General features: G+C 58.7%; 26 protein-coding genes. 12 read left to right on the top strand and 14 right to left on the bottom strand.

Features of this window, described 5'->3' with window-relative positions; translation table 11 throughout:
* Nucleotides 1-42: 42 nt before the first annotated feature.
* From V7M64_RS11080 to V7M64_RS11065, 4 genes are all read right to left on the bottom strand, one after another.
* Nucleotides 43-1,437, bottom strand: a complete 1,395-nt coding sequence (locus V7M64_RS11080) for an SH3 domain-containing protein (protein WP_333679202.1) — start codon at nucleotides 1,435-1,437, stop codon at nucleotides 43-45.
* Between the two features lie 28 nt (nucleotides 1,438-1,465).
* A complete protein-coding gene (locus tag V7M64_RS11075; protein ID WP_333679201.1) occupies nucleotides 1,466-1,636 on the bottom strand; it encodes a hypothetical protein in 171 nt (56 codons plus the stop codon).
* A 215-nt stretch (nucleotides 1,637-1,851) separates the two neighbouring features.
* Nucleotides 1,852-3,444 carry a carboxylesterase family protein gene (locus V7M64_RS11070; RefSeq protein WP_333679200.1) on the bottom strand — a complete coding sequence of 531 codons (1,593 nt, stop codon included), beginning with the start codon at nucleotides 3,442-3,444 and terminating at the stop codon, nucleotides 1,852-1,854.
* Between the two features lie 134 nt (nucleotides 3,445-3,578).
* Nucleotides 3,579-4,211 (bottom strand): DUF417 family protein, encoded by a 633-nt coding sequence (locus tag V7M64_RS11065; RefSeq protein ID WP_333679199.1) that lies wholly within the window; start codon nucleotides 4,209-4,211, stop codon nucleotides 3,579-3,581.
* A 637-nt stretch (nucleotides 4,212-4,848) separates the two neighbouring features.
* Between V7M64_RS11065 and V7M64_RS11060 the strand changes: the two genes are divergently transcribed.
* Together V7M64_RS11060 and msrB are read left to right on the top strand one after the other, a co-directional pair.
* Nucleotides 4,849-5,121: a hypothetical protein gene (locus tag V7M64_RS11060; RefSeq protein WP_333679198.1), complete on the top strand. Its 273-nt coding sequence runs from the start codon at nucleotides 4,849-4,851 to the stop codon at nucleotides 5,119-5,121.
* Between the two features lie 304 nt (nucleotides 5,122-5,425).
* Nucleotides 5,426-5,842, top strand: coding sequence for a peptide-methionine (R)-S-oxide reductase MsrB (gene msrB, locus V7M64_RS11055; RefSeq protein WP_333679197.1), 417 nt, complete (start codon nucleotides 5,426-5,428; stop codon nucleotides 5,840-5,842).
* A 5-nt stretch (nucleotides 5,843-5,847) separates the two neighbouring features.
* Here the strand turns inward: msrB and V7M64_RS11050 are convergent, their stop codons facing one another.
* Complete coding sequence (locus tag V7M64_RS11050) at nucleotides 5,848-7,041, bottom strand: hypothetical protein (RefSeq protein ID WP_333679196.1); 1,194 nt, start codon at nucleotides 7,039-7,041, stop codon at nucleotides 5,848-5,850.
* 589 nt (nucleotides 7,042-7,630) lie between these two features.
* Between V7M64_RS11050 and V7M64_RS11045 the strand changes: the two genes are divergently transcribed.
* Both V7M64_RS11045 and V7M64_RS11040 read left to right on the top strand, forming a co-directional pair.
* Nucleotides 7,631-9,487, top strand: a complete 1,857-nt coding sequence (locus V7M64_RS11045; RefSeq protein WP_333679195.1) for a hypothetical protein — start codon at nucleotides 7,631-7,633, stop codon at nucleotides 9,485-9,487.
* Between the two features lie 189 nt (nucleotides 9,488-9,676).
* Complete coding sequence (locus tag V7M64_RS11040; protein ID WP_333679194.1) at nucleotides 9,677-10,507, top strand: alpha/beta hydrolase; 831 nt, start codon at nucleotides 9,677-9,679, stop codon at nucleotides 10,505-10,507.
* 122 nt (nucleotides 10,508-10,629) lie between these two features.
* On the opposite strand, the gene V7M64_RS11035 is transcribed toward V7M64_RS11040, so the two are convergent.
* Nucleotides 10,630-11,520 (bottom strand): hypothetical protein, encoded by an 891-nt coding sequence (locus V7M64_RS11035; protein ID WP_333679193.1) that lies wholly within the window; start codon nucleotides 11,518-11,520, stop codon nucleotides 10,630-10,632.
* 185 nt (nucleotides 11,521-11,705) lie between these two features.
* On the opposite strand from V7M64_RS11035, the gene V7M64_RS11030 reads away from it, so the two are divergent.
* Nucleotides 11,706-12,350: a DUF6348 family protein gene (locus V7M64_RS11030; protein WP_333679192.1), complete on the top strand. Its 645-nt coding sequence runs from the start codon at nucleotides 11,706-11,708 to the stop codon at nucleotides 12,348-12,350.
* Between the two features lie 185 nt (nucleotides 12,351-12,535).
* Here V7M64_RS11030 and V7M64_RS11025 read toward each other — a convergent pair whose 3' ends face one another.
* A complete protein-coding gene (locus tag V7M64_RS11025) occupies nucleotides 12,536-13,240 on the bottom strand; it encodes a LysR substrate-binding domain-containing protein (RefSeq protein ID WP_333679191.1) in 705 nt (234 codons plus the stop codon).
* A 153-nt stretch (nucleotides 13,241-13,393) separates the two neighbouring features.
* Between V7M64_RS11025 and V7M64_RS11020 the strand changes: the two genes are divergently transcribed.
* Together V7M64_RS11020 and V7M64_RS11015 are read left to right on the top strand one after the other, a co-directional pair.
* Complete coding sequence (locus tag V7M64_RS11020) at nucleotides 13,394-13,786, top strand: DoxX family protein (RefSeq protein WP_333679190.1); 393 nt, start codon at nucleotides 13,394-13,396, stop codon at nucleotides 13,784-13,786.
* Nucleotides 13,787-13,989: 203 nt separating this feature from the next.
* Nucleotides 13,990-15,234 carry a hypothetical protein gene (locus V7M64_RS11015; RefSeq protein WP_333679189.1) on the top strand — a complete coding sequence of 415 codons (1,245 nt, stop codon included), beginning with the start codon at nucleotides 13,990-13,992 and terminating at the stop codon, nucleotides 15,232-15,234.
* Between the two features lie 263 nt (nucleotides 15,235-15,497).
* On the opposite strand, the gene V7M64_RS11010 is transcribed toward V7M64_RS11015, so the two are convergent.
* A complete protein-coding gene (locus V7M64_RS11010; protein WP_333679188.1) occupies nucleotides 15,498-16,463 on the bottom strand; it encodes a helix-turn-helix domain-containing protein in 966 nt (321 codons plus the stop codon).
* Between the two features lie 105 nt (nucleotides 16,464-16,568).
* Between V7M64_RS11010 and V7M64_RS11005 the strand changes: the two genes are divergently transcribed.
* A complete protein-coding gene (locus V7M64_RS11005; protein WP_333679187.1) occupies nucleotides 16,569-16,859 on the top strand; it encodes a hypothetical protein in 291 nt (96 codons plus the stop codon).
* Nucleotides 16,860-18,052: 1,193 nt separating this feature from the next.
* Here the strand turns inward: V7M64_RS11005 and V7M64_RS11000 are convergent.
* On the bottom strand, nucleotides 18,053-18,346 hold the full coding sequence (locus V7M64_RS11000) for a hypothetical protein (protein WP_333679186.1): 294 nt from the start codon (nucleotides 18,344-18,346) through the stop codon (nucleotides 18,053-18,055).
* Nucleotides 18,347-18,475: 129 nt separating this feature from the next.
* Here V7M64_RS11000 and V7M64_RS10995 point away from each other — a divergent pair, with 129 nt between their 5' ends.
* Nucleotides 18,476-19,888 carry a hypothetical protein gene (locus tag V7M64_RS10995; protein WP_333679185.1) on the top strand — a complete coding sequence of 471 codons (1,413 nt, stop codon included), beginning with the start codon at nucleotides 18,476-18,478 and terminating at the stop codon, nucleotides 19,886-19,888.
* Between the two features lie 251 nt (nucleotides 19,889-20,139).
* Here V7M64_RS10995 and V7M64_RS10990 read toward each other — a convergent pair whose 3' ends face one another.
* Nucleotides 20,140-20,994 (bottom strand): PA4780 family RIO1-like protein kinase, encoded by an 855-nt coding sequence (locus tag V7M64_RS10990; RefSeq protein ID WP_333679184.1) that lies wholly within the window; start codon nucleotides 20,992-20,994, stop codon nucleotides 20,140-20,142.
* Nucleotides 20,995-22,026: 1,032 nt separating this feature from the next.
* Here V7M64_RS10990 and V7M64_RS10985 point away from each other — a divergent pair.
* Together V7M64_RS10985 and V7M64_RS10980 are read left to right on the top strand one after the other, a co-directional pair.
* The gene (locus tag V7M64_RS10985) at nucleotides 22,027-22,524 is read left to right on the top strand and encodes an IS5 family transposase (RefSeq protein ID WP_333679236.1); all 498 of its coding nucleotides are present in this window, start codon (nucleotides 22,027-22,029) and stop codon (nucleotides 22,522-22,524) included.
* A 252-nt stretch (nucleotides 22,525-22,776) separates the two neighbouring features.
* Nucleotides 22,777-24,420: a glycoside hydrolase 43 family protein gene (locus V7M64_RS10980; protein ID WP_333679183.1), complete on the top strand. Its 1,644-nt coding sequence runs from the start codon at nucleotides 22,777-22,779 to the stop codon at nucleotides 24,418-24,420.
* A gap of 64 nt (nucleotides 24,421-24,484) precedes the next feature.
* On the opposite strand, the gene V7M64_RS10975 is transcribed toward V7M64_RS10980, so the two are convergent.
* Complete coding sequence (locus V7M64_RS10975) at nucleotides 24,485-24,736, bottom strand: hypothetical protein (RefSeq protein WP_333679182.1); 252 nt, start codon at nucleotides 24,734-24,736, stop codon at nucleotides 24,485-24,487.
* A gap of 104 nt (nucleotides 24,737-24,840) precedes the next feature.
* Here V7M64_RS10975 and V7M64_RS10970 point away from each other — a divergent pair, with 104 nt between their 5' ends.
* Nucleotides 24,841-25,065: a hypothetical protein gene (locus V7M64_RS10970; protein ID WP_333679181.1), complete on the top strand. Its 225-nt coding sequence runs from the start codon at nucleotides 24,841-24,843 to the stop codon at nucleotides 25,063-25,065.
* Nucleotides 25,066-25,423: 358 nt separating this feature from the next.
* Here the strand turns inward: V7M64_RS10970 and V7M64_RS10965 are convergent, their stop codons facing one another.
* The 3 genes from V7M64_RS10965 to V7M64_RS10955 all read right to left on the bottom strand — a co-directional run.
* The gene (locus tag V7M64_RS10965) at nucleotides 25,424-25,651 is read right to left on the bottom strand and encodes a tautomerase family protein (protein WP_333679180.1); all 228 of its coding nucleotides are present in this window, start codon (nucleotides 25,649-25,651) and stop codon (nucleotides 25,424-25,426) included.
* 16 nt (nucleotides 25,652-25,667) lie between these two features.
* The gene (locus tag V7M64_RS10960) at nucleotides 25,668-26,024 is read right to left on the bottom strand and encodes a carboxymuconolactone decarboxylase family protein (protein WP_345786365.1); all 357 of its coding nucleotides are present in this window, start codon (nucleotides 26,022-26,024) and stop codon (nucleotides 25,668-25,670) included.
* The coding region (locus tag V7M64_RS10955) for a cupin domain-containing protein (protein ID WP_333679179.1) at nucleotides 25,981-26,272 on the bottom strand (292 nt) is incomplete at its 5' end. The genes V7M64_RS10960 and V7M64_RS10955, both read right to left, overlap by 44 nt.

Genomic DNA, 26,272 nt, shown 5'->3' with positions numbered 1-26,272 from the left:
GTTCTTTCTCCGCCGTGAAACGTGCAACCAAAGCACTCGATGCTAGGGACGAATGCGCACGATGCTGGTGATCGCATCGACATAGGAAAGCTTGTCGCTGATCAGCAGCGGCAGCAGCGGCGTGACCGACACTTCATTGGTCTTGGTCCAGCGCATCTTGCCGCCGGCATCGCGGAACACCAGTCCGCCGACGTCGTGGATCACGTACGGTTGCCCGTCGTTCCAGCCCAGGAATATCATCACGTGGCCGGGAATGTAGATCAGGTCGCCCACCTGCGCCTCGGCGATTGCCTGCATGCGTGCGGCGTGATCGTCCTGGTCGGTAAAGGCGCGGAAATGCAGCACAGGGCTGCGTGATTGATCGCCCGTGTTGCGCGGCATCTGCACGCCCATGCTGCGATACACGTCGGAGACGAAGCCGCTGCAGTCGCGCCCGTTATACAGATGGCCCCAGCCATATCGCTCGCCGAGAAACTTGAACGCCTGGCGGACGATGTTGGCCTGCGTCAGCGGCAAGTAATCGGCGTTGCTGTCCAGCTTCCGTTGCAGCAGCGCCGGTTGGAAGCGCAGTGAACCATCGCTGGCGCGAACCGGCAGATTCAGCGTCCACGATTCATACGGCCCTTCGCCATTGACGGGCTGGTCGGGCGGCAACTGTGCCAGTGGAATGCGCGTCCCCATATCGAGCTGCAACTCCGAAACGTCCGGTGCTTCGGGCGTGTATACGGTGCGCAGCTTGTCGCCGGTGACGACGCGATAGGGCGCCTTGGCCGCATATGCCAGGACGTCGTCACGATGGCCGACGGCGATGGCCGAACTCTCAACCCATGCCGCATAGCGCGGGCTGACGATGAAAAACCACTGTCCATCCAGGCTGGTATGCACGATGGCGACCGGGTCGCCGGGGAACAGCGCGCTTTCCTGGAAGGCCTCGAAATCCTGCAGGCCCTTGCCGGGGAAGGCACGCAGCTTGGTGGGGAAACTGCGCAGCGATACGCGGTGGACCGTTAGGCCGTAGCGCGCCGTCACCTGCGCGGGAATCTGGTCAAGTGCCACGTTCGAGACGATGGCATTGAGGGTCGCAGCCGGAATCGGTTGATCGTGCTCATCGAGCAGCGTCTTGTCCGGCATCCTGGATACTTTCCTGATCCAGCTGGCCACTTGCGCGCGGTTCAGCGTGGGACCGATGCGCTGCAAGTCATACATGCTTGGGTCGGTGTCGAACATGCGCCGGTTCTGCGCATCGATCTGCGCGCGGCTCATCAGCACCGTATCCGGCGCATGCAGCTTGGCGATCCAGTAATCGGGCGACAGCATCGCGTCCTGCACGCCGATCACGCCGGAAGGCGGCATCGGCAGCGCGGCGTTTTGCGCGAAGGCGTAAGTGCATGCCAGGGCCAATGCCAAGCTGCCGATGACGCGTGCCATGATTTGCATGAAGAGTCCTTGTGTTGGCGGTAACGGTTCAGACCAGCATGGCGCCCAGCGTCGAAACGCAGACCAACAGGCAGGCGGCGAACAGGCTGTGCAGCACCAGGGTTTCGAATTTCATGACGATTCTCCGTGAGTGAATGAGCTTTGCAAGGGAGATAGGGCAAAGCTCGTGCCAACTGCGCGCAGCCACGGAAAACCGCATGGTGGAGCCATTTCTTGATATTCGGCAGAAGACGTCGGCGTGTCCGCGGACGTTTGTCCGCGTTGCGCGGACAGCGGGCGGTCAATCAATGATCGTGCGGCTATCTGCTCCTTCCCCTACTTTCGCAGGGGAGGACTGCACCTCGCGCAGCTGAGACTTGGCGCTATCAAACCTATTAAGAGCGGTCCTGTTCGTGCTGGATGGGGAGCCGCCCATCAAAGATGCGCATCCGGCTCTACCCGCTGCATAAACTCATACCGCGCCGCATTGTGGTCCACCCTCGCATGCGTATCGGCGCCAATCACCTGCCGCAGCAAACCGCCGTCCTTGCTCGCCACTGCCGGCCAATCCGGCAAGCCTGCACCATTGGGATTGCCGGTCTTGATGAAATTGGCCCAGTAAGCTTCCATGATCTGCGACACATGGTGATCGGTCGCCGTCCACGCAAACACGTGATTGGTGTCCAGATTACCCAGTGCATATTCAATCTCGCCGCTATGCACCGCGCCCTTATCCGGGCCGGCACTGCCATCGCGCTTCGCCGGACGTGGCTGGGTGAAGTAGTAGTAATACACCGGCGCTTGCCCGGTCTGGTGCTGCATCGCCATCCAGCGCCCGGTTGCAAAGGCAATGAAGTCATCGCCGGCGAAAGCCGTGCCGGAAGTTTTCACTTCCGCTTCGGTACCGCCGGGGTAAAGCTTCAACGCTTCCGCCGCATGCTTGCCGTAGCGCTTCTCCATGGCCGCGCGATAGTTCGCGGGCGTCGGCGCCTTGTTGTCGAGGAAGTTCGGATAATCGCCTTCCTGCGAATTCGAACCCACCAGCAGCGGAATATGCGCCTGCTCGCCGGCCTGATAAATCGCCTCGGGCGAACGGGGAAAGAAATAACCGTCGATGGTCGGCATGAATTCCTGCACGTCCTTGTCGCCGGTAGCGTTGAGCAGCGTATTGGCATCCATCGCGCGCAATTGCGCCAGCGAATGCGCGCCCACGTGCTTGGCGAAGTCCTGGCCCTGCTGTTCGGCCAGCGCCAAGGGGCGCGGCTTGAGATTGCCGAGCACCGACCCGCTCTCGCCAATCGCACGCTGCATCAAACCCTTCGACAAAGGCGAGGCCATTTGCGCCGAGACCGACATGGAGCCGGCCGATTCCCCGCCGATGGTGACCTGATTCGGATCGCCACCGAATGCCGCGATATTCTGCTGCACCCAACGCAAGGCCGCGGTTTGGTCGAGCAAGCCGTAATTGCCGGTGGCATGCTCGGGTGATTCGGCGGCCAGCTCCGGCAAGGCAAGGAATCCGAAGACATTCAACCGATAACTGATGGTGACCGTGACGATGCCGCGCTGGGCAAGACTGGCACCGTCGTAACGAAGCTCCGAGCCATCGCCGGCCTGGAAACCACCGCCATAGAAATACACCAGCACTGGCAATTTCTCGCCGGAGCCGTGCGCGGGTGCCCAGACGTTGAGGTACAGGCAATCTTCGCTGACGCCGTTAGAACGAAACATCATGTCGTTGTAGATCGGGCGCTGCATGCAGCGCGGCCCGAAACGATCGGCTTGCCGTACTCCGGTCCACGACGCCACTGCTTGCGGCGGCTTCCAACGCAAGGGACCGACCGGCGGCGCGGCATACGGAATGCCTTTGAATTCATCCAGGCCGGTCTTGCTGTCATGCATGCCGGCCAGCTTGCCGGTAGCCACCGTGGCGATGGGCGGCGAGTCGGAAGCGGAGGCGACGGTGGCGGCGAGCGCGATAGCGAGTGCGGGAAGAAGGCAGCGTGTACGCATGAATGCAGTGAGCATGGGCCAGGTCTTTGGGTGGGCGGTGCGAGTCGTATCGCCGCGACTATATTCGCTTTGCCGCACATAGCTCCACCCCATGCCACAGGCACAAGCAGGCCGGGTTGCGCATTGCGCTCATCCCGGCCTGCGCATCATCACGGACTGTTTCGCGGATATTCTCCTGCCGCCCGCTTCACATCGCTCTGCAGCAAATACAGCGACACCGCCAGAAACAACACATCCTTCATCAAGAACGCCACCGGCAAATACATCACCGGAAACCCACCCGCCTCAACCGCCCAGGCATTCGGCAAGAACGGAATAATCGAAACCGTGCCGAGAAACGTAATGGTCGAACCGATCGCTCCCAGGATGCCGAGCCTGCGATGCCAGAACCCAAGCAGCAGCAGCGAGCCAAACAACCATTCCGTCGTACCGAGAAAGTACCCCGCGCCATTGATGCCAAACGCCGGAATCAGCCAGAAAACCAGCGGACTGTGCGCGATAAGCGGCGATATCTGATGCGCTTCGAAGCTGTACCACTTCTGGTAACCGAAAATGGCGAAGGTAAACATCATCGCCGCGCGAATCAGGTGATGGCCAAGATCTCCCTTGAACAGCGCGGTCTTCGCAAGCCGCACAATCGCCTTATCGATAACGTTCCCGACCGGCATGCCGGTCAGTTCGGTACTTTCCGTCTCGACGCGCGCCGGCGCGGCGTGGCCAGCGCTGCCCATCTGCAAGGTGAACGTGGCCGTTTCCGTGGAAGAGCTAGCAATGCGTGACATGGGAGCACCCTGGTTTGCGTTGAGGTGAAGTCACTTTAGGGTGCAGGCGCGATCCCCTTAATGCCCGGCCTGCCCAAATTCATGCTCAAGCGTCTCAAACGACCTGCGCAACACCACCCGCCCTGCCAGCCAGTGGGTCAGGGGCCAGCGATGCCTATGCGCGCAACGGATGGCAAAAGGCCGCGCCTTGCCATGCGTGGAAAAACGTACACACGTACGCCGCGTAGGCATTTGCCAACGCCTCAAAGCACTCGTGACCGACAGATTGCACCGCGCGCTTTATGCGAAGGTGCGGCTGTCGGGCGTGCCCATCCAGTGAGATGACCGCGACACGCCCGACATGAAGTGAAGTTAGCGCGGATCGCCTGGGGTAGGACCCAAACGATCCGCTGGCCACAACCAACTACGGAAGAGTTGACCATGGTTATCCTCGATCATACGGCACCGGCACACCTTCGTGCTCCCACCCTGGTGCATCTCCCTGACTTCACCGCCGCGCACACTGCGCGACGTCGAGCCCAAGTGGGCACTCGTCGAAACGGAAGCAGCTGATTCCGACAAGACGAGCAGGATTTTGTCCTGAAGCCCTTCACGCCGCGCGCAATACGCGGCGTGACCTAAGCACGTGGAGAACACCATGAAAGACATGCAAGGCGGCTGCATCGGGCCGCAACTGTACCTGTTGTCCAGCGACGGCTACGAAAGCCTGAAGCATCTGCAGGACATGCTCGCCCTGATGGCGCATATCACCTATAACGAGGAGAACGCCGCGAACGGCCACGCCATGATGACGATTGGGCGCGCCGAGCTTTATTTTATTTTTCAGTCGATCAATGCGCAGATTGATGAGGTGCTGGAGCGGCTCGAAGGTGAGAATTGGATGGGGACGCAGGGCATACGATGGCAGTGAGTAGTGACATTGCCAGAAACCGCGAACATCCAGCCATGTAGTTGTTTACAACATTTATTTTGTTAACAACAAGCCAGTTTGTTGTTCACGTGCTGCGATCCAATCCTCTTGTCGTCAAGATTTACCCGTTCATTAAGGACCAACTGATTTGGCGTCAATCCACGAGCATCAAGCATGCTGGTCGTTAACGTCTGGCCTTGGATTTAGCGGCTTGGTTCTTCAGGTTACGTCCCTTTGCTGAAGCCGTTGCTTTCACACAGGCCGCCCCAACGTAACTGCCACCTGACCTTCGGAGGAAATCGCCATGTCCAGCGCAAGCGCGGAGTCGACGCATTACGAAGTGACGCATACCGATGCCGAATGGCGCGCGTTGCTGACGCCCGAGCAATATGCCGTCATGCGTGGGCATGGCACGGAGCGGCCGGGTAGTTGCGCGTTGCTGCACGAATCGCGTGCGGGCGGTTTCGCCTGTGTCGGATGCGGGCAGATGTTGTTCGTGGGCGAGACGAAGTTCGAGAGCGGCACTGGATGGCCGAGTTTCAACGATCCTGTTCCCGGCACGACAGCTACCACGGTGGACACCAGCCACGGCATGACGCGTACGGAAGTGCATTGCGCACGCTGCGGCAGTCATTTGGGCCATGTGTTTCCGGATGGTCCGCCGCCGACGGGGTTGCGCTACTGCATCAACGGTGTTGCGTTGAACTTCGTGCCTGATTGACGCGCTCAGCCGGGCGCGCGGCCGCGTCGCCGCGTCAAAACCTGCATCGCAAAGTGCAGGCCTGGTTTCGGATCGTCCAGGCGGAAAGAGTGGAAATGCGCACCGGCCCACTGCAGCAGAATGTTTCGCAGTGGGCCTCGTGCTTGTGCGCTTTGGGCGTGAACGGTGGAGATGTCCCGATAGAAGTCGACGCAGCCGGCGCCTGCTTTGTAATCCGGCGAGGCCTGGTGCACGGATAAACCGAGTGCATCCTGGTACGCCATTTCGCAAACGTTGACGCCGCAACGTGCGGCAAACTCCACATAGGTCCAGGCGCGAGTATTGACCTCAAGAATGCGGTAAACGCCGTCACGTTTGTCGCGTTTGAACTCCGCACTGAAGATGCCGCGATAGTTCAACTGCGCCAACAGTCGCGTGACATCATCGATCGGCGTTTGCAGCTGTTCGAGCGGAATGCTGCGGCAGTACGAGCTGTTGCCGAAATCCGGCGGTGAAATGCGAATGCGTTGGCGCGCGAACAAGCCAGTCATCTCGCCGCTGCCAGCGCGAAAGCCGTCGACAAAATAATGGTCCGACGCCGTGCCAGGCACGTATTCCTGCGCCATCAGGCGGAAGCCTTGGTCGTGCAGGGGACGCCATGCCGCATGCAGCTCGTCCTTGCGCGTGACCCAGATGCCTTTCACGCCGGTGACGTCGCTGAATTTCTGCGAGTTCACCGGTTTGATGAAAACGCGGTCGAGCTCGTCGAAAGGTATCGCCTCGATATCCTCGTCGCGCTCGATGCGGAAGGTGCGGGGGTGCGGAATCTGCGCGTTTTCGAGAAACGCGGCAAAGCGCGATTTGTCCTGCAGGATTTCCTGCGTCTCGCGCGAGCTGGTGCTGAGCATATAGCGCGACGCCAGTTCGGTATGAGGCAAGTCCGCAAGCCATAGCGCGGCATCGTCGGCGCCGGCAATCAGCACGGCTTTGGGCAGTGGCATATGGCGCAGCAGTTCGATGGCGTGCGGCCCCAGCGAGCCGTCCCACGCATGCCGCCCGGGCGTGGGACGATACCAGCGCGAGTGCGTGACGTGATCGGATGCGGGGCAGGCGACATAGGCCGGAATGCCGGCCATCGTCAGGCAACGCAAAATGCCAAGCGCAGTCGGGCCCCGGCCCAACACGATCGCCGGCACGCCGTAATCGTCCCTTTTCCCCATGTCACGCTCCGGTATGCGTGTTACCAGATCATCGTCACAGCTGTGATCGATGAGCCATGCTAGCACTGCGTGAAGAGGGTTTTGCAGCGCAAAAACTTGCGCTTGAACGCGTTGCTGTTGCGCAAGGTGGTCGATCAGCACAAGGGCCTGATGCCGGTGCGATTCGACATGGCGCATCACTACCAAGTGATGCTCTAAGTCAAAGAGTATCGCCGTAGGCGGAATGAAAACCCTGCATCGAGATGTACAAAAAGTACGCGGGGATTTCATCCCAGCCGATGTGGATAAACAGCTGCCGCATCGCCGTCGTGTGCGCTCGGTCCTGACGCGCGGATGCACGGTCCGAAGAGCTTGCCGGCATGATTCAGTTTATCGGTCGGGCCAGTGGTTTTGCCTTAAGTGCAGGAATAACCGCCATTTTTTTATGGGTTGGCGGTATACAAATCGGCAACGCATTTTTTTGCGAAAGCGCGTATCGTACGCGGGCGCATATCCACATATGCGTACTTGCGCGAACGCTTTTCGGCACGACCGATATCAGCGTTCCAGGGGGCGCGGTCACCTAACGAAATGACAGGAGACCAGTCCTATGAAGACTCGACTGCTCATCGCAGTGGCGGTCATGGCGTTCGCTACCTGCGCCATGGGGGCAACCCCCACCACGCTCAAACTGCAACGAGGAGGTACCACCGTACCCGTGACCACTCCCCTTGGCGGCGCACCACTGACAAGCCTGGAATTGGATCCGGCCATGGCCGGCGGCGATACCGACAATTTGGGTAGCGGCCTCGACGTTGGATTCAAGGTGAGAATCAATCGCAGCATTGCCCAGGGGCATGCCGGCATTAACCGGATGGGGCATGCATGGCGCGCCAAGTCGCACCCGGAGCTTCTCGGCGGCCTGGACGGCCTCAATTTCCACGACCAGCGTTACGCCAATGGCGGCAACCAATTTTCGGTGGAACCGCCCGATCAAGGGCTGTGTGCCGGCAACGGCTTCGTCATGGAAAGCGTCAACGACGTGCTGGCGATCTATGATCATCGAGGCAATGAACGGGTGGGGCCGGTCGATCTCAACACGTTCTATGGCTATCCGCCGGCGATCGATCGCAGCACGGGTGCATACGGGCCTGAAATCACCGATCCATCCTGTTACTACGATGCAAGCACGCAACGCTGGTTCCAGGTAGCGCTGACGCTGGACCGCATTGGCACGACTTCATCGCTGGCCGGTACCAATCACCTGGACATCGCAGTCAGTCAGACGCCTGATCCGACCGGTGCGTGGAATATCTATCACTTGCCGGTGCAGAACAACGGCACGCAAGGCACACCGGATCACGGCTGCTCGCTTGGCTTCTGCCTGGGCGATTATCCGCACATCGGCGCGGACGCCCATGCGATTTTCCTGACCACCAACGAGTTTTCACTGTTCGGTTCCGGCTTTTACGGTGCGCAGATCTATGTGATATCCAAGCGCGCGCTGGTATCGGGCGCGGCGTCACCGAACGTGGTGCTGTTCAACGGTGGCGACCCGAGCATCCCGGCCCCGGCGTTTACGGTGTGGCCAGCCATCTCGTCCGGTGGACAATATGCCGGCGGACACGGGGGAACCGAATACCTGCTCAGTTCGGATGCCGTGTTCAACGCGTCGGGTACCTCGAACACCATCTGGCTCTGGTCGGTGTCCAACACGCGCGCCATCGACTCCATGCCCACCAACCTGGCCTTGAACGTCGCGCCGCTGACCGTGCAGACCTACGGCGTGCCGAGCAGCCTGGCACAGCAGAAGCCGGGCAATACGCCCTTGCTCGAATGCTTTGCATTGACCGGTTGCGCGCCGAATTTCCTCGGCTACCCCAATATCAGCTACGCAGCGCCGCGTGCGCTGGCGGTGAACGACTCGCGCATGCAGCAGGTGAGCTACGCCAACGGCAAGCTGTGGGGCACGCTGGATACCGATGTGCTGCTGAGTGACGGCAGCCATGGGTCGGGCATCAATTACTTCGTCATCAATCCGGACTCCGGCTTGCTCTTTGCCAACGACACACTGGCCTTGCCCGATGCGAACCTGACCTATGGCGCAGCAGCGGTTACGCAAAGCGGACGTGGCGTGATCGCGTTCACGGTGGTCGGCCCCGACGATTATCCAAGCGCCGGCTACGCGAGCCTGGATGCGCGGGCAGGTGCGGGCGACGTGCATATCGCCGCGGCAGGCGCAGGTCCCTGGGATGGCTTCACCGGCCTTCCCTACTTCGGCAGCGCGCCGCGCTGGGGCGATTATGGTGCGGCATCGGTGGACGGCAACAAGGTCTGGATCGCGTCGGAGTACATTGCGCAGACCTGCACGCTGACCGAATACCTGACGTCTCCGTTGTTCCAGTGCGGCGGCACGCGCGGCGCGCTGAGCAACTGGGCGACGCGTATTTCGCTACTGGGATTCTGAGATTTCACAACCACACGAAGGGCGTGGCGCGGAGATGCCGCCACGCCCTTTCACTCCACTGGTGTCCTGCTTGCTCTGCGCGACCGAAATGCCGCGCGATCAAAATTGCTTCATGGCTCATGCCATACATTCAGATCGACCAGTTCCACGTCGTAGCCCCCGCAGCACCTGCATATCCAGGAGAGCAACATGCCTTTTGTAACAACGAAAGACGGAACGGAGATTTTCTACAAGGACTGGGGCCACGGCCGGCCCATCGTGTTCCATCACGGCTGGCCCTTGAGTGCGGACGATTGGGACGCGCAAATGCTGTTCTTTCTTCAGCACGGCTATCGCGTGATTGCGCATGACCGGCGTGGCCATGGACGCTCGGCCCAGGTGAGCGAGGGGCATGACATCGATCACTACGCCGCCGACGCCGCGGCGGTGGCCGAACATCTCGGCCTGCAGGACGCCATCCATATCGGGCACTCCACCGGCGGCGGCGAAGCGGCGCGTTACGTGGCGAAGCATGGCCAGCCGCAGGGCAGGGTGGCCAAGCTGGTGCTGGTGGCGGCCGTTCCGCCGATCATGCTCAAGACGCCGGCCAATCCCGAAGGTTTGCCCATCGAGGTATTCGACGGTTTCCGCAAAGCGTTGGCTGACAATCGCGCGCAGTTCTTCCGCGATGTTCCGAGCGGCCCGTTCTACAACTTCAATCGCCCTGGCGTAGCGCCAATCGAAGGCGTGATTCAAAACTGGTGGCGGCAGGGCATGATGGGTAGCGCGAAGGCGCATTACGAAGGCATCAAGGCTTTCTCGGAAACCGACTTCACGGAAGACCTGAAAGCGATCGACGTGCCGACGCTGGTCATGCATGGCACCGACGATCAGGTGGTGCCTTACCACGATGCCGGTCTGCTTTCGGCAAAACTACTCAAGCACGGCACGCTGAAAACGTATGAGGGGTTTCCGCACGGCATGCTCACGACGCATGCCGATGTGCTCAATCAGGATCTATTGGCGTTTATCAAACGCTGATATCGCTAAAGGGCTGCGCGGCCTTCCCGGCCGCGTGGTTCTACCTGGCATGTTCAATACATCGTCGTCCCGGCGAAGGCCCACTGCTGCCCGGGGAAATTCTTCGCCGTACCAACCAATTGCTAGCTCATCGCCACCGGTTGCCCCGCAAGCCATAACGCCAGATTCGTCGCATAGCGTCGAACCGAACGTTGCGCTTCCGGCGAATGAGCAAGTCCATCACCCGGTGCTTCGCTGACGAAGCTGGGCGAGCCTGTGGCGGGATCCCAGTTGTAATCGGCGAAATGATGAAAAGTCGAGACCGCGACCGCTGGCCCCTGTTCGGATGAAGGCTCGAACGCCACCGCCAGGTTGAAAGAGCGGCCGCTGAGCTTGCTGCGTCCCGTGGCGATGACCCGCGCCGACGCATCGTGTTCCGGCTTGCCCACCGCACCTTCGTGTGGATGCGCGGGAAAGAAATGGATCGCGCCATCCGGTGACTCGGGATCGGTCAATACCGGATGCAGCGGAAAACAAGGCTCTATGCGCTGGAAGTCGCCGTTAGCACCGGAGTGGTAGTTGGGCCACAGGATATCGGTGGTGATGGTGTCGTCGGCCTGGTGCCGCGACGGGTCGGGATCCGGGTGCTTGCTATGGAAGTAGTGCGCGGCACCCACGCCACCCAGCGTGCAAACCGAACTGCCCAGGTCCATATGATCCCGCGCCACCAGCAACCCGCCGCCACGGCGACGAAACCGCCCGATCGCTTCGCAGTCGGCCGCGGTGAGCCCGTCGCCGGTATCCACCGCAAACAGCCAGAGCTCGTCGAACGCTGATGAATCCAGCCGGGACAGCACGCTGTCGGGCGCGCCGACGGGATCGCGGTCGCGCGCGGTCACCTCAAAGCGCGGCAAGCCATCGTCGCCGCGCATGTCGCCCAGGAGGTTGCGCAAAAGTGCAAAGCGGCCGATATGCCAATCGTCCTCGGCATAGGGAATGGTGGTCTGCAACAGAATGCGGTGGGTGGGGCGCATGTTGTCCATCCTCTTAGCGATCGGCCTGGTGCGCGGTGTACGCGATTGCCGATTATTTCACCAAGCGCGCATCGATGGTGTCGATGGCGAGGGATATCGACACGGCAGCCCGTGCACCATTTCTTCGCGGATGGGTGACAATGCCTGCTCCCGATCCCCAACAAAAATCGTTTCCAGAGAACGCCATGGCTCATTCCGACACCTTGCAAGCCGAGTTGCTTCACCTGTTCGAGCGCCACGACGTGCAGCTGGAAGTGGATGAAGACTGGTTGGTGACCGATGGCGATTTTCCTGCCGTGCGCGCGAGCTGGCAGGAAGGCGGCGCAGGCACGCCGGGCCGCCTGGATGTGGACGTGGTGATCAGCGAGGAACGCCACATCGAGGAAAGCTTTGCCGGCAACGGTAGTGGTACCGCCGCTCTACGCGATGCGCTCGGCGCCTTCGAGCGGAACGTCTTGCAGGCGCTGCTCGCTGCATGCTGGTACGTCACGGACGATCGGCGCATTCAATTGCAAAGCTGGGAGCTCGGGGCGCGCAGCTGGGACGTCTTCGTCGGGCCATTGGCGTTCAGCCGGAATGATGTCGCTGCACCCGAAGGTTGGTTATCGGCCGTGCAGGACGCGCTGCGCAACGAATCGTTGAGTGGCCAGTTGCATTGGATCCGCCTGTTTTACCGCCGTAATGATGATGGTTCGGTAGCTGCCGAGGCCTTGCTGGACAACGAGCCGTGGCCGGGCGGGGACCGCTTGCTGGCGCAGTTGCCCTGGCCTGCGACGGACAAGGGGTATGGCGCGCGTTGTTTTATGGCGTTGGATATTCGGGACTATTGAAGTCGCGTATAGGCCAATGGCCCTCATCATTGGGCAATCTTCCAGCTAAAGCTGCGCCACCCATACTGCAGCCGCGACCTGGCGTCGCCTCAGCCCGGGAAAGGCATAGCGGAGACCATTGGTCGAAGACTGCGCGTCGATACCGCTCTGCAGCGCAGTAGGCGTGTCGAAATCCCTGGTTATTCCTAGGGCACGGGCTTGGGCAAGTAATCGCCCGGCTTGAACTCCCTTCGCATTCGCTGGATGGCGAAATCGACAAAGGCGCGAAGTTTTGGCAGTGACTGGCTTCGACTTGGGTAGTAAAGGGAAAGACCGGGAACCTCTTCACAATAAGGTTCGAGCACGGTCTGTAGATCTCCGCGTTCAAGATGTGACATCACGAGCGAATGCGGTAATTGGAACAGCCCCACACCTCTCAGGGCCGAGTGAATACAGGCCTCGATGTCGTTGATCACAAGAGGCCCTCCGACCCCCACCGTGATGCGCTCGCCGTCGACGATAAACTGCCAGTGATCCAGGGCTCGCACGGACTGACGGAGCAGGATGCAACGGAAGTCCTGCAGATCATACGGAGACGCTGGCCGGCCATGTTTGCGAAACAACGCCGGGGCGCCAACGACAACGAAGCGTTCCGGCGGTGTCAGCCACATCGCGACCATGTCGATCTGCACGAAGTTTCCCAAACGTATTCCCGCATCGAAACCTTCTTCGACGATATCGATCGGACGATCCTCACCCACCAGTTCGAGCTCGACGTTTGGGTGGGCATCGAGAAAGTCGGGGCATTCGAGCAGTTCGGCATTCCGAAAGGCCAGTCTGGCCCGGCCGAAGCCATGTATGAGGCCGTCAACGCGGGAGGGATGGACCTCGGGGTGGAGGGTACGGAACACGTCCCGGGCGCGACGTCCGCTCGCGATGTCTTCGCGGCTGCCCAGAAGGCCATTACCGCGTAGGTTCGCTGATCCGCCGGCGATGCGCCTTTTGAAACCTACGGCGAAAGGCGCATTCCATCGCCGGCAAACGCATCCTCCGAGGTTAGACACATGTCTAAAATCTCCTGGCACCGAATCTTGCCCTTGGCTCTTGCTGTTTTTTTTTTCGTCGTGGGCTCACTCAGCAACATCATCGCCCCAGGATCCATCTACGAGGAATACCTGAAGTGGGGGTACCCGCGCTGGTTCCACTTCGTGACCGGATCGCTGGAGCTAACTGCTGCCATTTTGATTTTCCGGGCGCCGAGTCGCTTGTTGGGCTCGGCGCTCGGCTGCACGGTCATGTTTGCCGCCCTCGCGACAGTCATCATTCACGGCGAATACGGGCACGCTGTGCCGCCACTGGTCGCGGTGACATTGTCATTTGTCGTCGGCTGGATAAGCTGGCGCAAGCGGATGGCGTTAGCAGCCATGGATCCGTACAAACGATACCTGGGCATATAGATCACCGCGGTCTTCAACCGGACTGCCTGGCGCCACGCCTGCCATCCAAACCTTATTGAGCCGGAGGCCGCTTAACGCGGCGTTCGGCCTCAAGGGGCGCCGCCCTGCAACATCGTTGATCCACTTCGGATCATTTCAGTAGAGCGAACGATGCATCGCCAATACGGTGTCGCCTATTGCCGCGCCAAAGGAAAGGAGAGCCCATGTCGACATTATCCAAGTACACAAGCTGGACAAAGGCGCTCTGTTGGTTACGAAAATCATTATTTTTTTCCGCCATCGCCGGGCTCTCGCAGCCCATCCTTGCATCCGCATCAAGCTATATCCCCATGACGCCGGCACACTGGCAAACGAAAGGGGATGTGTCGTTTCAACGCGATCAGGCCGAGCAGGACATCCTTGTCGTCAACAAGGGTTATGCCGAGCTGAAAAACACGAACTTCAGCAATGGCACGATTGAATTCGACACCAGATTTGTAGGAGACCGAATTACCGGCATCACCTTCCGGCAACATGCCGACGTAGCGGATGCGTTGTATTTTCGACCAAGCGCGGACTGTGCTGTCTCGGAGGAATGTATCCAGTACATGCCCACCGCACATCATGTGTTCGAGTGGGACTTGTATGGACAGTATCAAACGCACGCGCCCATTAACCATGATGGCTGGAATCACATCAAGTTGGTGCTCTCCGGCGCACGTATGAACGTCTTCGTCAACGGCGCGCACGCGCCGACCCTGGCCGTCGGAACACTGGTCGGCGGCTTCCCCGACGGGTCGATCAGATTGCATGGACCCGCCTCCTATGCACGCCTGCGCATCGCCCCCAATGTCGTTGATGGCTTGCCTCCGGTGGCGTCCAGCGACCCGGCGAAGGATGATCCCCGATACGTACGCGATTGGTTCGCTTCGAAGCCGTTCGTCATGCCCAGTCGCATGGATGCCACGCTCCAGGAACGTACCGGCATCGATCCTGTTTATTCGTCTATGCCAAAACAGACGTCATCGTGGAAGCCCGTCGCGCTCGACCCGGGTGGTTTGGTCAATTTGACGCGATGGTATGGCGATGCGCAGACCGGGCAGGCCATCACCGGCATTTGGTTGAGGACCACGATCAATGCTGACCATGACCAGATAAAACATGTCGATATGGGCTGGACCCGAGAAGTCTGGGTCTTCGTGAACGGTAAGCTGGCGTTCCAAAGCAAGAATCTCTATGGCATCAAGGGCGCGAGCAAAGAGCCTGGCGGGCGCCTGTCCCTGGCCAATGGATCCTTCGACATGGCGCTGCAAAAGGGCGCAAATCACGTGGTCGTGGTACTCGACGATAACTTCGCCGGCGGGCAGCAGCATTGGGGATGGGGGCTGGAGATGCGGTTGGCAAATACTGACGGCATTCGTCAGATTGGCGGTGCTGTCGCGAAAGCCAACGCGCCAAGTGCACTTTGAAAGCATAAGTGGCTGAGGTCTTCGCGATGCTCCTGCGATCGAGCCATGCCAGTGAACTGCAACCGTTGACCCACCCGGAAAATCGGCGTGCCTGCATCGGGCGTTTTGCGGGTGAATGAATTTTCCATAGTTCAGTTACAGCTTTCACGTCCAACTCGCTCGAATCCGTTTCGTGGAAAACGCTCATCCGAAACGCCACGCATGGCGAAGACAAGTCACTCAACAACTGGCGGAAAGGCAACTGCCCGCCGCGCCCCGCCACATCAGCGCAGATCAGCACGAAGCTCCCGCACGCCGCGCCCCAAACGTTGACGCAAGAGCGTTCGTAGCGTTGCTCCGTCGGCGTAACCGACCTCGGCGGCAATGGCTTCGAGATCAAGGCCACCGCCCTGGACCAACGATCGCGCGCGCTCCACGCGCAGGTCCTGAAAGTAATCAAGCGGCGATTTGCCCAGCACTGCCTGGCAGCGGCGTTGCAAGGTACGTGCGCTCGTCGCCATGGCACGGGCAGCCTTCTGCAAGGAGAACCCCTCCTTCAGATGCTCCCGTGCCCATCGCTCGAAACGCAGAATAAGAGGATCTGCCTGCGCCAGATGATTGGGGATGATGTAGGGAGCTTGCGAGGAGCGGATATCGGCGAGCAGGTAACGTGAGACCATCGTTGCGAGGTCTGGGCTGGCTTTGCGCATCAGCCAAAGCGCAAGATCGAGATGCCCCATCGCAGCGCCGGCCGTAACCATCTTGCCGGAAGGCACGAGCATGCGGGATTCGTCGAGCGACACATTCGGATAGCGTTGTCGAAACAGCGGCGCGAGCCACCAGGTCGTTGTCGCTTCGTGATGATCGAGAAGACCGGTTTCTGCCAGCACGAACGATCCGATGCAGGCAGCGGCAAGGTGCGCGCCTTGCGCATGCCATGCCAGCAGCTGCGCCTTGGCATCGCCCACGTCCCTTCGCTCGAGCGCCGGGATCAACCGGTCCGGTGTGGAGGTATTCAACGCAGGAATGATCACCCATTCTGGCTTCCAGCTTCGCGTTATTGCCCGCACGGGCAAGGACAGCCCCAGTCCGGATCGCACCCTCTTCCGTACGCCGACGATCGACACATCGAAAAGGGGTACGCCACCTGTTTGTCCGGCCGCGAATCTGTTTGCGATACCGAAAGCCTCGAGCGTCACGGTGAGCCCGGTGTCGAACAATCCGTCCAGGGCAAGGATGGCGATGCGCATGGCGTAAATGGCCCTAAAGTTGTCATTTACGACGATACCGCTTCAGGAGGTCGGAGACTAGATTGTTCCTCGTTGCACAACCCCCCAACTGACGAGGAATCGCTCATGAAAATTATGGCTATCGCTGCCCCGAAGGTCGCTCTTACCCCCGACGTGCTCAAACCGCACATGGCGACTGAAGTACACGCCACGCTCAAGCTCTATCTGGACGGCAAGGTCGAACAGTTCTGGTTTGTGGAGAAGTCAGGCCCGATCTTCCTGATGAACGTCGATTCGATCGATCACGCCAAAGCGACGCTGGACACGCTGCCGTTGGTCGCCGCAGGTTTGATGGCCTACGACCTGAAGCCGGTAGGGCCGCTGATTCCCTTGGGTCGGTTGATTCCCGGCGCGTGATCGCTGAGAGCGGCTCATCAAACACGCTTCTTGCGTGGGAAATGCGAAATGGGATCCGGCGCCTCTAATCTTCCAGACCCTGTTCAAGAAGAAGCCGTGAAGGTGCTGCCAGATCGCGCCATGGTCGGTACACAACTACTTCCATACAGGCAGTAAAAAGCCCGCAAGGGGGAGCTTGCGGGCTTTGGGTCATCCATCTTTACGTTGCTTAGCGAGGAGGGGAGGCCCGGCTAAGCGGTGGGACTGATGTCTCTCGACATGGCGATAACTATACCCAGCGGTGCATTAATAAAGCGTAATTCTGCGTGGGCCGCGTGACTCCAGCTGCAAACTCGATTGCCAAGGCGGGCAGTGCGGCAGGTGTAGCGGGCAAGCTAGTCCTTGTCCCCCACCGGCGACCCGGCTAACGGGTAACAGACTCCAGCGGAGGTGTCATCGGATATTCCACTTTCCGCTGGATTAAGAGCGGCCCTCGCCGCGTCTTTTCCGATTCAACCTCCGTCCAAAATTGGCTCAACCAGTACCCGTCTGCCGCCAATGCGTCGGCGCATTTGGTTGTCGGTAACACCCCGGTAGACAGTCAAGACCACGTAATATCGTCAGCCATCGTGTAACAGGGACAACGCAGCGTCTCAAGTTGTAACGGCTCCGGCTGAATGTTGCAGCCGCATCCACAGGGTGATGACCTGCGTTCAATAGTGTTTAGAACGGTGGGCTGCGGCAAAGCCCGCAGCCCACTCTCAATGGGAAATGCGTCCATGATCCGATGGTTGGCTGTCTTTCTCGCGGGCCTCGTCGTGTCCGCGTGCACAGTCAACTTTAGAAGTCCGAACGTGGCGTTTTCGAAAGTGGAGAGCGCAGAACGCCATCACGAGCAGGTATCAACGGCTCATAACACATCGGTGTTCCGATGGCCGGGTTTTACGTTGTCGATAGCAGGCACGTACCTGCCTGGCCGAAGGATCAACTTACCGCCCAGTCATCCTGAATTCCTGTTCGAGCGGAGCGGAAGAAGCAACTACAAATTGAATATCGGTGCGGAAGGCGAATGCCGAGCATCACCCGCGGCATCCCGGCTATTATCAGAGGCGCTAGCTAAGCTATGGGACTATAGCGGGGGCTTTCCATCGAAGGGTCAAGTCGACGTGCACATCATTCGCGACGACGTTCGCGTGGCGCGGTACAACATGTCGTTACTGGCAGGTCGAAAATATCACTTGAAGTACTGGACGCCCTGTGTAGGTAGCGATCCCGATGCTGCGCTTTTCCTTGCCGCCACGATCGCGCTTCATGAATCCACGCATGCATCGCTGGACATGGTTGACGGCGAGTCGCGAGATGTATTTGAGCGCGAACGGATCGCGGTAGGAGCCGAAGCGTGCCTCTACTTGGCCGTCAGAAGTTTGGATCAGGCATTCACGCAGCAGCACAAGGAACTTCTCGCCCGCTTCAATGAGCTGCAGGAATCGCAGGTTGGAACTACGCACATCGAGCTTCCATCCCTTTGCAAAGCTTGGAAGTCCACTGTTAGCTCGGAAGGAACAGGCCGGCGTTCGCCCTCTAAGTCTTTTTTGTAGCTAACGCAACAGCGCGTCATGGTTGCAACAGAGGAAATCATGAATAAATCGGAGGTGCAATGGCGCTCGTGGCGACAAGGATTTATGCAGAACCGCGGTTGGCTCGTGTTGGGAGTTCTTTGTCTCATCTCACCCCTCGCGCACTGCCAACGTCTTAAGCCCGCGGTGGAACGAGTCGTCATTGATTCTAGGTGGGGTGGACTCAATCCTGAGATGCCATTCCACGCGCATATCGTTATTGAAAGAGTTGCCGATGGCTACCGTCTTACGGGCGGCCATAGCAAAAGCCGCTACGGCAAGCCGCTTCCCGAGCAGGCGTTTCCAGTTCAAACCATTGCACCTCAACAAGTCGCCCGATTGGTGGATGCGATGGGAGCGCCGTCTCAGCCGCTAGTCGATCTTCGGGACCTGGAGCCTGCTATTGACCACGTCCAGCGCGATATTGACGATGTTCTGAAAGAAGCAAAACTCCCAAATGCATCGACCGGTTTGGGGAAAGAGGTGCTTGCTTGGCGCGAAAGTCTGCGAAATCCCCGCGTGCTCGCCGAAATGGTGACCGAAGGCTTCGGTGCAACCCATACCGATGATGGTCCGTTTGTCGATATCGAGGTGACGCTAAGCGATGGAACGAAGCTGACGGCGCAGTCTCAATCGCAGCAGTACCTGATGCTTCCCTGGACCAATGCGCAGGGAGAAACAACCTATGCGACAGGTATTTCGCATGCACTGGATGATTTGCTGCCAAAGGGAACCATCAACAAGGAACGGTTCGAGAATATCCAGGGCGGCCCTAACTTGGATGAAATGCTGGGTTTTGCCCTGAGCGTACCGGTAGAGCGATTCCAGGCTGAGTCAGAAGCTCCCCACGCAGTTCGCATGTTGAACGATAATTTCAGGGTTATTAGCGTTTCAACTGATTCCTGGGATGGTCGTCCATACCTGCAAGCGGATCTTCAACTGCGTGACGGGCCGCCGAACCTGCGATTGTCGGCACGTCTTCCGCTAAACGGCAAAAGCATGGCAAACAAGTCGGGCATCGCTCGTATTCGCCAGATGCTGCAGCTTGTCGAGTCATCGCCGGCATTGGAATCACACATTAAATCGACGCCAAAAGTCGATTTCTATATTTTTGACGGCTATGGATGGGGGTGGCTCAACGAGCAGACGGCCGCACAATTTGTAAATCAGATGCAACAGAAGAAAAAGCTGCCGGAGCTTCGTGCACAATCGTCGTTAATGCGTGGAGCAGTGATGGTCGAAGAGGGTGACTTGCCAATCTATTGGATCGTATTGACCGATCGGCGCTCGGTCATTTGGAAGGAGGCGGTATCCAATCCCGACAAATCGCTTGCCGGGAGCTGCGCCTCTATTCCAATCGCAGATACGGGTCCAGTCGACATCAATGACATATGCATTGGAAAGGTATACGGCGCCGATGGCCGAGAGCAGTAACGCTAGATATTTGTGATCCGGAGCGTCCGCCACCCGGAGCGAGCATAATTCATTCACTTAATTCCAAAGAAAAGTAGTGCTCCCAAGCTTGCTGCAGGTCGGCCTGAGTGTCATGTCGATCCGCCGATTACGCATGGGCGAGGTCGCCTTGCGCATCCGCCCGAATGGCACGATGCAGCAGGGAACATGACGCTATCTGCGGTTGTAAGGGAAATTCTGCGACCAGAACAGGTCGGCGCTTCTATCAGGTTCTAGTTTTCTGCTGCCGCTTCGCGGCCCTGCTGTCGGATCAGCGCTTCTTCACGTGCATCATTGATGGATTGGCGAATGCTGTCGAGATCGACCTCGGTTTCATCTGGCTCGAACTCGCCGGTCAGTTCCGTATCGGGTCGCAGCTCGCCGGCCTGGAACACTGCCCACATTTCCTCGCCGTACCACGTATCCAACAGCTCGGGTGCCCAACGTCCAAGATGGGCAGTGAGGTTGTTGACGTCACGCAGTAGCATCGTGCGCGCCGCATTGTTGCCCCCGGCACTGACGACTTGTGGAAAATCGATCACCACCGGCCCATCCGGACCGATCAGTACGTTGTACGCGGACAGATCACCATGAATCAACCCGCAACACAGCATCAGCACCACCTGTCGCACCAGCACGCGATGGTATTCACGCGCCTTGTCGGCACTGAGTTCAATTTCACCTAGGCGTGGCGCAGAGAACCCTTCTGCATCGGTGACCAGTTCCATCACTAGCACGCCGTGGAAATAGCCATACGGCTCAGGCACACGCATGCCAGCGACGCGTAGTTGGTAGAGCGCATCAACCTCGGTGTTCTTCCAGGCTATTTCCTGTTGCTTGCGTCCGTATTTGCTAGCCTTGCCGATCGCACGCGCCTCGCGGCTGCCTCGTACCTTGCGACCTTCCTGATACTGCACGCGTTGCTGGAAGCTGCGTTGTGCCATGTCCTTGTAAACCTTCGCGCACCGTACGTCGTCACCACTGCGGACAACGTATACCGCTGCTTCCTTGCCGCTCTTGAGTGGCCGAAGCACTTCATCAATGACGCCGTCATCAATCAGCGCCTGCAAGCCTTGGGGGGTCTTCACGGTGTCTCTGGGGGCAGTTGGCGCAACGAGGGCGGCCATTAGCCACGAATTTTCGCATTTTTGGGCCGGTGTGGCCATCGTATGATGGGCTGCATGCGTACGGTGGCCCTGGCTAGTGCATGCAAACTCCCGCTTCTGGCCGGGCATAGAGGCAGACGTTAGATATGCGTAAGCGTGCGCAGAACCTAAGCCGCAGCCATTTTATGGATTTCCAGCTTGGCGTAGCCTTCGACCTGTAATATGCCTTGCAAGCATAAGAAGTGGAGACGCCCAGATGAGGCTCTCCCAGTGCGAGGCAGCAGACTGTAACCATTACTGAGGAAGTCACATGAGCAAGGGCATGGATTCAAAAAAGAGTGATAAGAAAAAGCCGGCCAAAACGATGAAGGAAAAGAAGGCGGCAAAACAAGAAAAGAAGCGAAACGCCAAGTAAGCGAGACGGTTTATACGAGGCGCTTTCTCTCGCTGCGGGTCGTGGAGTTAGTCACTCATTGCCAGCTTGTGGAAGCGCTCGCGTCTGAGCAATGCCGATGTCCGCTTGAGACGGCGGCCTCGGCGTTGGCGGCGACGCATATGGATGAAGGCCGGCACTTTGACGGACTTTCATCTCCAGTATGTCGGGTTTCAGAAACGTACCCCATTCAATGCTTGGTTGACCGAAAATCGTCAGCTCATCGGAAAGCACTTGAGCAAAGCCTCGTCTCTCCTTTACGTTGGAGAAGGCGAAGATCCCGACTATGAGGCCCGAATACCAGCACCGAAGCCTGACTGAGTACAAGCATGGCACGCACGCCTATTGCTACGTAGAAGATAGAAAGACGCGCCATCTCGTAATGCGTCATCAGCCATACATTGAGACCAATGGCACACAGCGCGCCAATCCGAATTGGGCAGGTTGCGGCGGCCGGCCCACTACCGGGCCACTACGACCCCACCGAGCAAGCGTGGCCCGCCCCTTCGTTGAGTTCTACGAGAGCCTGCTGACGGCTCAGCGCTGCATTCGAACCACTTTGACCGACTGCGCCCACATCGCTGAAAACGAAGTTTGGCGCCGAATACTGTTGGAAAGGCAATCAATATTTCTTCAGCATGAAGGCACACATCGGCGCGGACATGGCCTCGGGCCTGGTGCACACGGTCACGACCACGCCAGCCAACACCGCGGACGTAACGCAGACCGAACGCCTGCTGCACGGCAAGGAGAAACGTGTGTGGAATGATGCCGGTTACACCGGGGCGAACAAGCGCGAAGGTCTGGCCGGACGTCGATTGACGTGGCGGATCGCCACCAAGCCAGGCAAGCTCAAGGCCATGCCTGAAGGCACATGGAAAGACGCCACCCGCTACGTGGAGTACCTGAAGGCGGCGGTACCGGCAAAGGTGGAACATCCATTCCGGGTAATCAAGCGGCAGTTCGGTTGTACGAAGGTGCGCTATCGGGGCTTGGCGAAGAACACCGGACAGGTGTCGATGCTGTTTGCTTTGTCGAACGTATGGATGGCACGTCGCTGCTTGTTGGCGATGGCATGAACACCGTTATTGCGACATGGGGCATCATTAGCAGAACAAGACCGCCGCGACTTCATGTCGACACGTCAACGTCCGCGCATCCGATGCTGAAAAGCGATTAATTCAGTGCATCCCTAAGCGAAATCACCATGTTTCTCCGTTCGCGTTACAACGATGCCGATGCCGACTGCAAGGACGCGGTGAAGTATCTGCCGAAGATCCGTCACCCAGCGCACTCAGTTACTAGCAAAGACCGCCTCCACGGACAAAATCGTGAACCAAAACCCTGACGCCCTGAGCCGCCCTTCCGCCTACCATATGAACCGCCTGATCCTTTTGCTCCTGGGGGCCCTCGTCCTCGCCTCCGCCGCGTCTCGGCCCCTTGCGGCGGAACAGGCGCATCCTGCCCACAATCCCATTATCTGGGCCGATGTGCCGGACATGTCCATGATTCGCGTTGGCGACACCTATTACATGAGCAGCACGACGATGCACATGAGTCCGGGCGTGCCGATCATGAAATCGAAGGACCTGGTGAATTGGGATCTGGTCGGCTACGCCTACGACCGGCTGGTCGACAACGATGCCATGAATCTGGATAACGGACAAAACGCCTACGGCAAGGGTTCGTGGGCCAGCAGCCTGCGTTTCCACAACGGCGTGTTCTATGCCACGACGTTCTCCGCCACCACTGGACGCACCCACATCTACACCACGCGCGATCCGGCGCGCGGCCCGTGGAAAGAGACGAGTTTCGCGCCCTCGCTGGGTGACCACAGCCTTTTTTTCGACGACGACGGTCGCGTTTACATGGTGCACGGGAGCGGTCGTATCATGCTCACCGAGATGCAACCCGACCTTTCCGGAATCAAGCCCGGCGGCGTGAACAAGGTCATCATTGAAAACGTCAACGCCCTCTTCGGCGCCGACCAGGGCGGGCTCAAAGGCGAAGGCTCGCAGCTTTTCAAGATCAACGGCCGCTACTACCTCTTCAACATCGCCTCGCCCGGGAGCCGCTGGGCGCGCACCGTCATCATCCACCGCGCCGACGCTATTACCGGCCCCTACGAGGGTCGCATCGCCCTCGATAATCGTGGTATCGCCCAAGGCGGCCTCATCGACACCCTGCAAGGCAAATGGTATGCCTATCTTTTCAAGGACAATGGCGCCGTCGGTCGCATCCCCTACCTCGTGCCCGTGACTTGGAAGAACGGCTGGCCCGTTCTCGCCGAAAACGGCAAGGTGCCCATGACGCTCGACATCCCCGCCGGCGGACAGGGCGTCTCCGGCGTCTCCGGCATCGTCGCCTCCGACGAATTTGAACGCAAGCCCGGCGATCCAAAGCTGCCGTTGGCATGGCAGTGGAACCATAATCCCGATAACGCGCACTGGGACATCCTGCAAAAGCCTGGACGTCTGCGCATTACGACGGGCCGTGTCGATCAAGACGTGCTTAGCGCACGCAACACGCTGACCCAGCGGACCTTCGGGCCCACCAGTTCGGCATCGACGCGCCTCAATGTGGACAAGATGAAGAATGGCGACGTGGCCGGACTTATCGCGCTCCAAAGTAAATACGGCTACGTTGGTATCAAAATGGATCGTGGTCAGAAGTCCATCGTCATGGTCAACGCGCATAGCGATTCGCCCAAACAAATCGCGGCGGTTCCGTTGATGCAGAAGGTGGTCTACTTCAAGATCGATTGCGATTTCCGCAACCAGACGGACAAGGCCAATTTCTACTACAGCCTCGATGGGAAGAAATGGAAACAAATCGGCAATACGCTGCAGATGGTCTACACCGTTCCGCAATTCATGGGTTACCGCTTCGGTCTGTTCAACTATGCAACGGAAAAGGCAGGCGGATATGTCGATTTCGATTATTACCGAATCGGGCAAGGCGGCAACTCACTCTGACTTTCGCCTTTCCTTTTCATGCTTCAATTGACTGAGGGCTATCGAATCCTAAATGGAAACGGCCTTAGCCGCTGAGCTGGGCACGAAAGAACTCGGCGATGCGCTCAACTGCGTTATCAACCCGCGGCTCGGTACCGTAGTACTCGTAATGAGTGCCCTCTGCCCAGACCAACTCTTTCGGGCCGCCCAGTGCATCAAAGAGCTTCTTCGCTTGGCCAGGGAAGGCGCAGCCGTCGGAGTGGACGATCATTGCCGGAGTCGTTACGGAAGGCGCTTTGCTGATCGGGTCCATCTCCAAGAACTCCTTGATGCCCATGAGAGCCGACTCATTGCGGTACTGCACGGCATTTCCCCGGGTGGGCATCAGGTAGTAGTCGTACGTGCCTTTCCGAGAAGTTTGCTGGATGGAACAGATGGCCTATGAGCGTAAGTCCGTCGCGGGCGAATTCGATTTTGCGCTTCATCGTCTTTATTCCGGCAGTGGATAGGGAAGCCTATGGCCTGGGCCTGAGGCAGCTAGAACAACATCAGGGACCAGTGACACGAGCGCGAGCGATGCGCCGCCAACAAAGAGGGCTTTCCGTTCCGGCATTCCGCCTCATCGAAATCAGCAGCAAGGAAATGGCAGCTGCCCGGATTTCATAGTTTGTCGAAGCTAACCAAACTATGGGGTTCTGTACACAACTGGACAGAACTCCATAGTCTGTACGCTTTAGGACCCCCATAGTTTGTGCATTTAGTGGGCCGCCGACACAGACTATGCGTACGACCGGAACGCATAGTTTGTGAAAGTTATTTCTAATCAATGAGTTGCCGCTTTAAGAATTGCGACATTGAGGTCCAAAGAGATCTCATAGTTTGTACATTGCATCGACGAGTACCCGGACCCAATCTGCGATTGGGTCCGGCGATCACCAAGAACCTTCCTTGTGCGTATTTTAAATTTGGCAGCACTTAGAAGCGCTCAACGGGAAAACAGCAGCTTTCATCGCCGCTGCTGCCGTCACATGCTGTAACCAGGCTTTTTGTAAAGCTTTACCTCTGGGTGCTGGATATCGGTTCGAAACACTTTCTCGGCCCAGTCCTTTGAACTGACTTCCTCGAAGGCTACTGACACCGACTCCTCGCCGTACCCGAGGGCGTCCATGACATCTCGCGTAATAAGGTCAGCCAGACGTTGTTTCTGAGCCTCACTCTTCCCTGGCCAGAGCTTCACGATCACATGGGGCATATCGTTCCGCCTCGCGCTATGGAGATTCCGCGAACACTTTACGAGCCACCTCGATGGCGGTGTTGGCACAGGGCCAGCCTGCATAAAACGCCAGATGCGTCATGAGTTCGATCAACTCTTCCTTCGTCACGCCGTTCTGCTGCGCGTACTTCAAATGAAAAGGCAACTCATTGAAGCGGTATAGCGCGACCAGCGTGGCGACCGTGATAAGGCTGCGATCGCGCTTCGGAAGCTCGGTGCGTTCCCAGACCTGCCCGAACAAGACCTGGCGGGTGTAATCGTTGAGCGCAGGTGCGATATCGGCATATGGCCCTGCATTTGGTTTGTTGTCATGACTCATCGCGATGCTCCTGAGCGGATAAATATTGTTCATCGGTAACGTGTTCCATCCAGTCGACGGCTGTGCCATCCAAGTACTCCTGAACGGCAATGTGCGTCATCGAAGTCGTTGGCGTTGCGCCGTGCCAATGACGATGTCCTGGCGGGCACCAAATCACATCACCGGCGCGGATCACTTCCACTGCGCTACCTTCGCACTGCGTCCAACGGCAACCGGCAGTTACGATCAAGATCTGGCCCAATGGATGGGTGTGCCAGGCCGAACGCGCGCCAGGCTCAAAG

Origin of the sequence: Dyella sp. (assembly GCF_036746095.1) — a bacterium.
In the GTDB taxonomy this organism is placed as follows: domain Bacteria; phylum Pseudomonadota; class Gammaproteobacteria; order Xanthomonadales; family Rhodanobacteraceae; genus Dyella_B.
The sequence above is the reverse complement of the archived record's forward strand: the minus strand, read 5'-3'. Positions and strand labels throughout refer to the sequence as shown.

What these genes read in the sequence shown, in the direction of transcription:
- V7M64_RS11005 (WP_333679187.1), top strand. Translation starts at nt 16,569, where the DNA reads ATGAAAATTATGGCTATCGCTGCCCCGAAGGTCGCTCTTACCCCCGAC.
- V7M64_RS10965 (WP_333679180.1), bottom strand. Translation starts at nt 25,651, where the DNA reads ATGCCCCATGTGATCGTGAAGCTCTGGCCAGGGAAGAGTGAGGCTCAG.
- V7M64_RS10960 (WP_345786365.1), bottom strand. Translation starts at nt 26,024, where the DNA reads ATGAACAATATTTATCCGCTCAGGAGCATCGCGATGAGTCATGACAAC.
- V7M64_RS11010 (WP_333679188.1), bottom strand. Translation starts at nt 16,463, where the DNA reads ATGCGCATCGCCATCCTTGCCCTGGACGGATTGTTCGACACCGGGCTC.
- V7M64_RS11080 (WP_333679202.1), bottom strand. Translation starts at nt 1,437, where the DNA reads ATGCAAATCATGGCACGCGTCATCGGCAGCTTGGCATTGGCCCTGGCA.
- V7M64_RS11015 (WP_333679189.1), top strand. Translation starts at nt 13,990, where the DNA reads ATGTCGACATTATCCAAGTACACAAGCTGGACAAAGGCGCTCTGTTGG.
- V7M64_RS10995 (WP_333679185.1), top strand. Translation starts at nt 18,476, where the DNA reads ATGAATAAATCGGAGGTGCAATGGCGCTCGTGGCGACAAGGATTTATG.
- V7M64_RS10975 (WP_333679182.1), bottom strand. Translation starts at nt 24,736, where the DNA reads ATGGGCATCAAGGAGTTCTTGGAGATGGACCCGATCAGCAAAGCGCCT.
- V7M64_RS11075 (WP_333679201.1), bottom strand. Translation starts at nt 1,636, where the DNA reads ATGCGGTTTTCCGTGGCTGCGCGCAGTTGGCACGAGCTTTGCCCTATC.
- V7M64_RS11040 (WP_333679194.1), top strand. Translation starts at nt 9,677, where the DNA reads ATGCCTTTTGTAACAACGAAAGACGGAACGGAGATTTTCTACAAGGAC.
- V7M64_RS11035 (WP_333679193.1), bottom strand. Translation starts at nt 11,520, where the DNA reads ATGCGCCCCACCCACCGCATTCTGTTGCAGACCACCATTCCCTATGCC.
- V7M64_RS11065 (WP_333679199.1), bottom strand. Translation starts at nt 4,211, where the DNA reads ATGTCACGCATTGCTAGCTCTTCCACGGAAACGGCCACGTTCACCTTG.
- V7M64_RS11030 (WP_333679192.1), top strand. Translation starts at nt 11,706, where the DNA reads ATGGCTCATTCCGACACCTTGCAAGCCGAGTTGCTTCACCTGTTCGAG.
- msrB (WP_333679197.1), top strand. Translation starts at nt 5,426, where the DNA reads ATGTCCAGCGCAAGCGCGGAGTCGACGCATTACGAAGTGACGCATACC.
- V7M64_RS11045 (WP_333679195.1), top strand. Translation starts at nt 7,631, where the DNA reads ATGAAGACTCGACTGCTCATCGCAGTGGCGGTCATGGCGTTCGCTACC.
- V7M64_RS10970 (WP_333679181.1), top strand. Translation starts at nt 24,841, where the DNA reads ATGAGCGTAAGTCCGTCGCGGGCGAATTCGATTTTGCGCTTCATCGTC.
- V7M64_RS11070 (WP_333679200.1), bottom strand. Translation starts at nt 3,444, where the DNA reads ATGCTCACTGCATTCATGCGTACACGCTGCCTTCTTCCCGCACTCGCT.
- V7M64_RS11060 (WP_333679198.1), top strand. Translation starts at nt 4,849, where the DNA reads ATGAAAGACATGCAAGGCGGCTGCATCGGGCCGCAACTGTACCTGTTG.
- V7M64_RS11050 (WP_333679196.1), bottom strand. Translation starts at nt 7,041, where the DNA reads ATGGGGAAAAGGGACGATTACGGCGTGCCGGCGATCGTGTTGGGCCGG.
- V7M64_RS11020 (WP_333679190.1), top strand. Translation starts at nt 13,394, where the DNA reads ATGTCTAAAATCTCCTGGCACCGAATCTTGCCCTTGGCTCTTGCTGTT.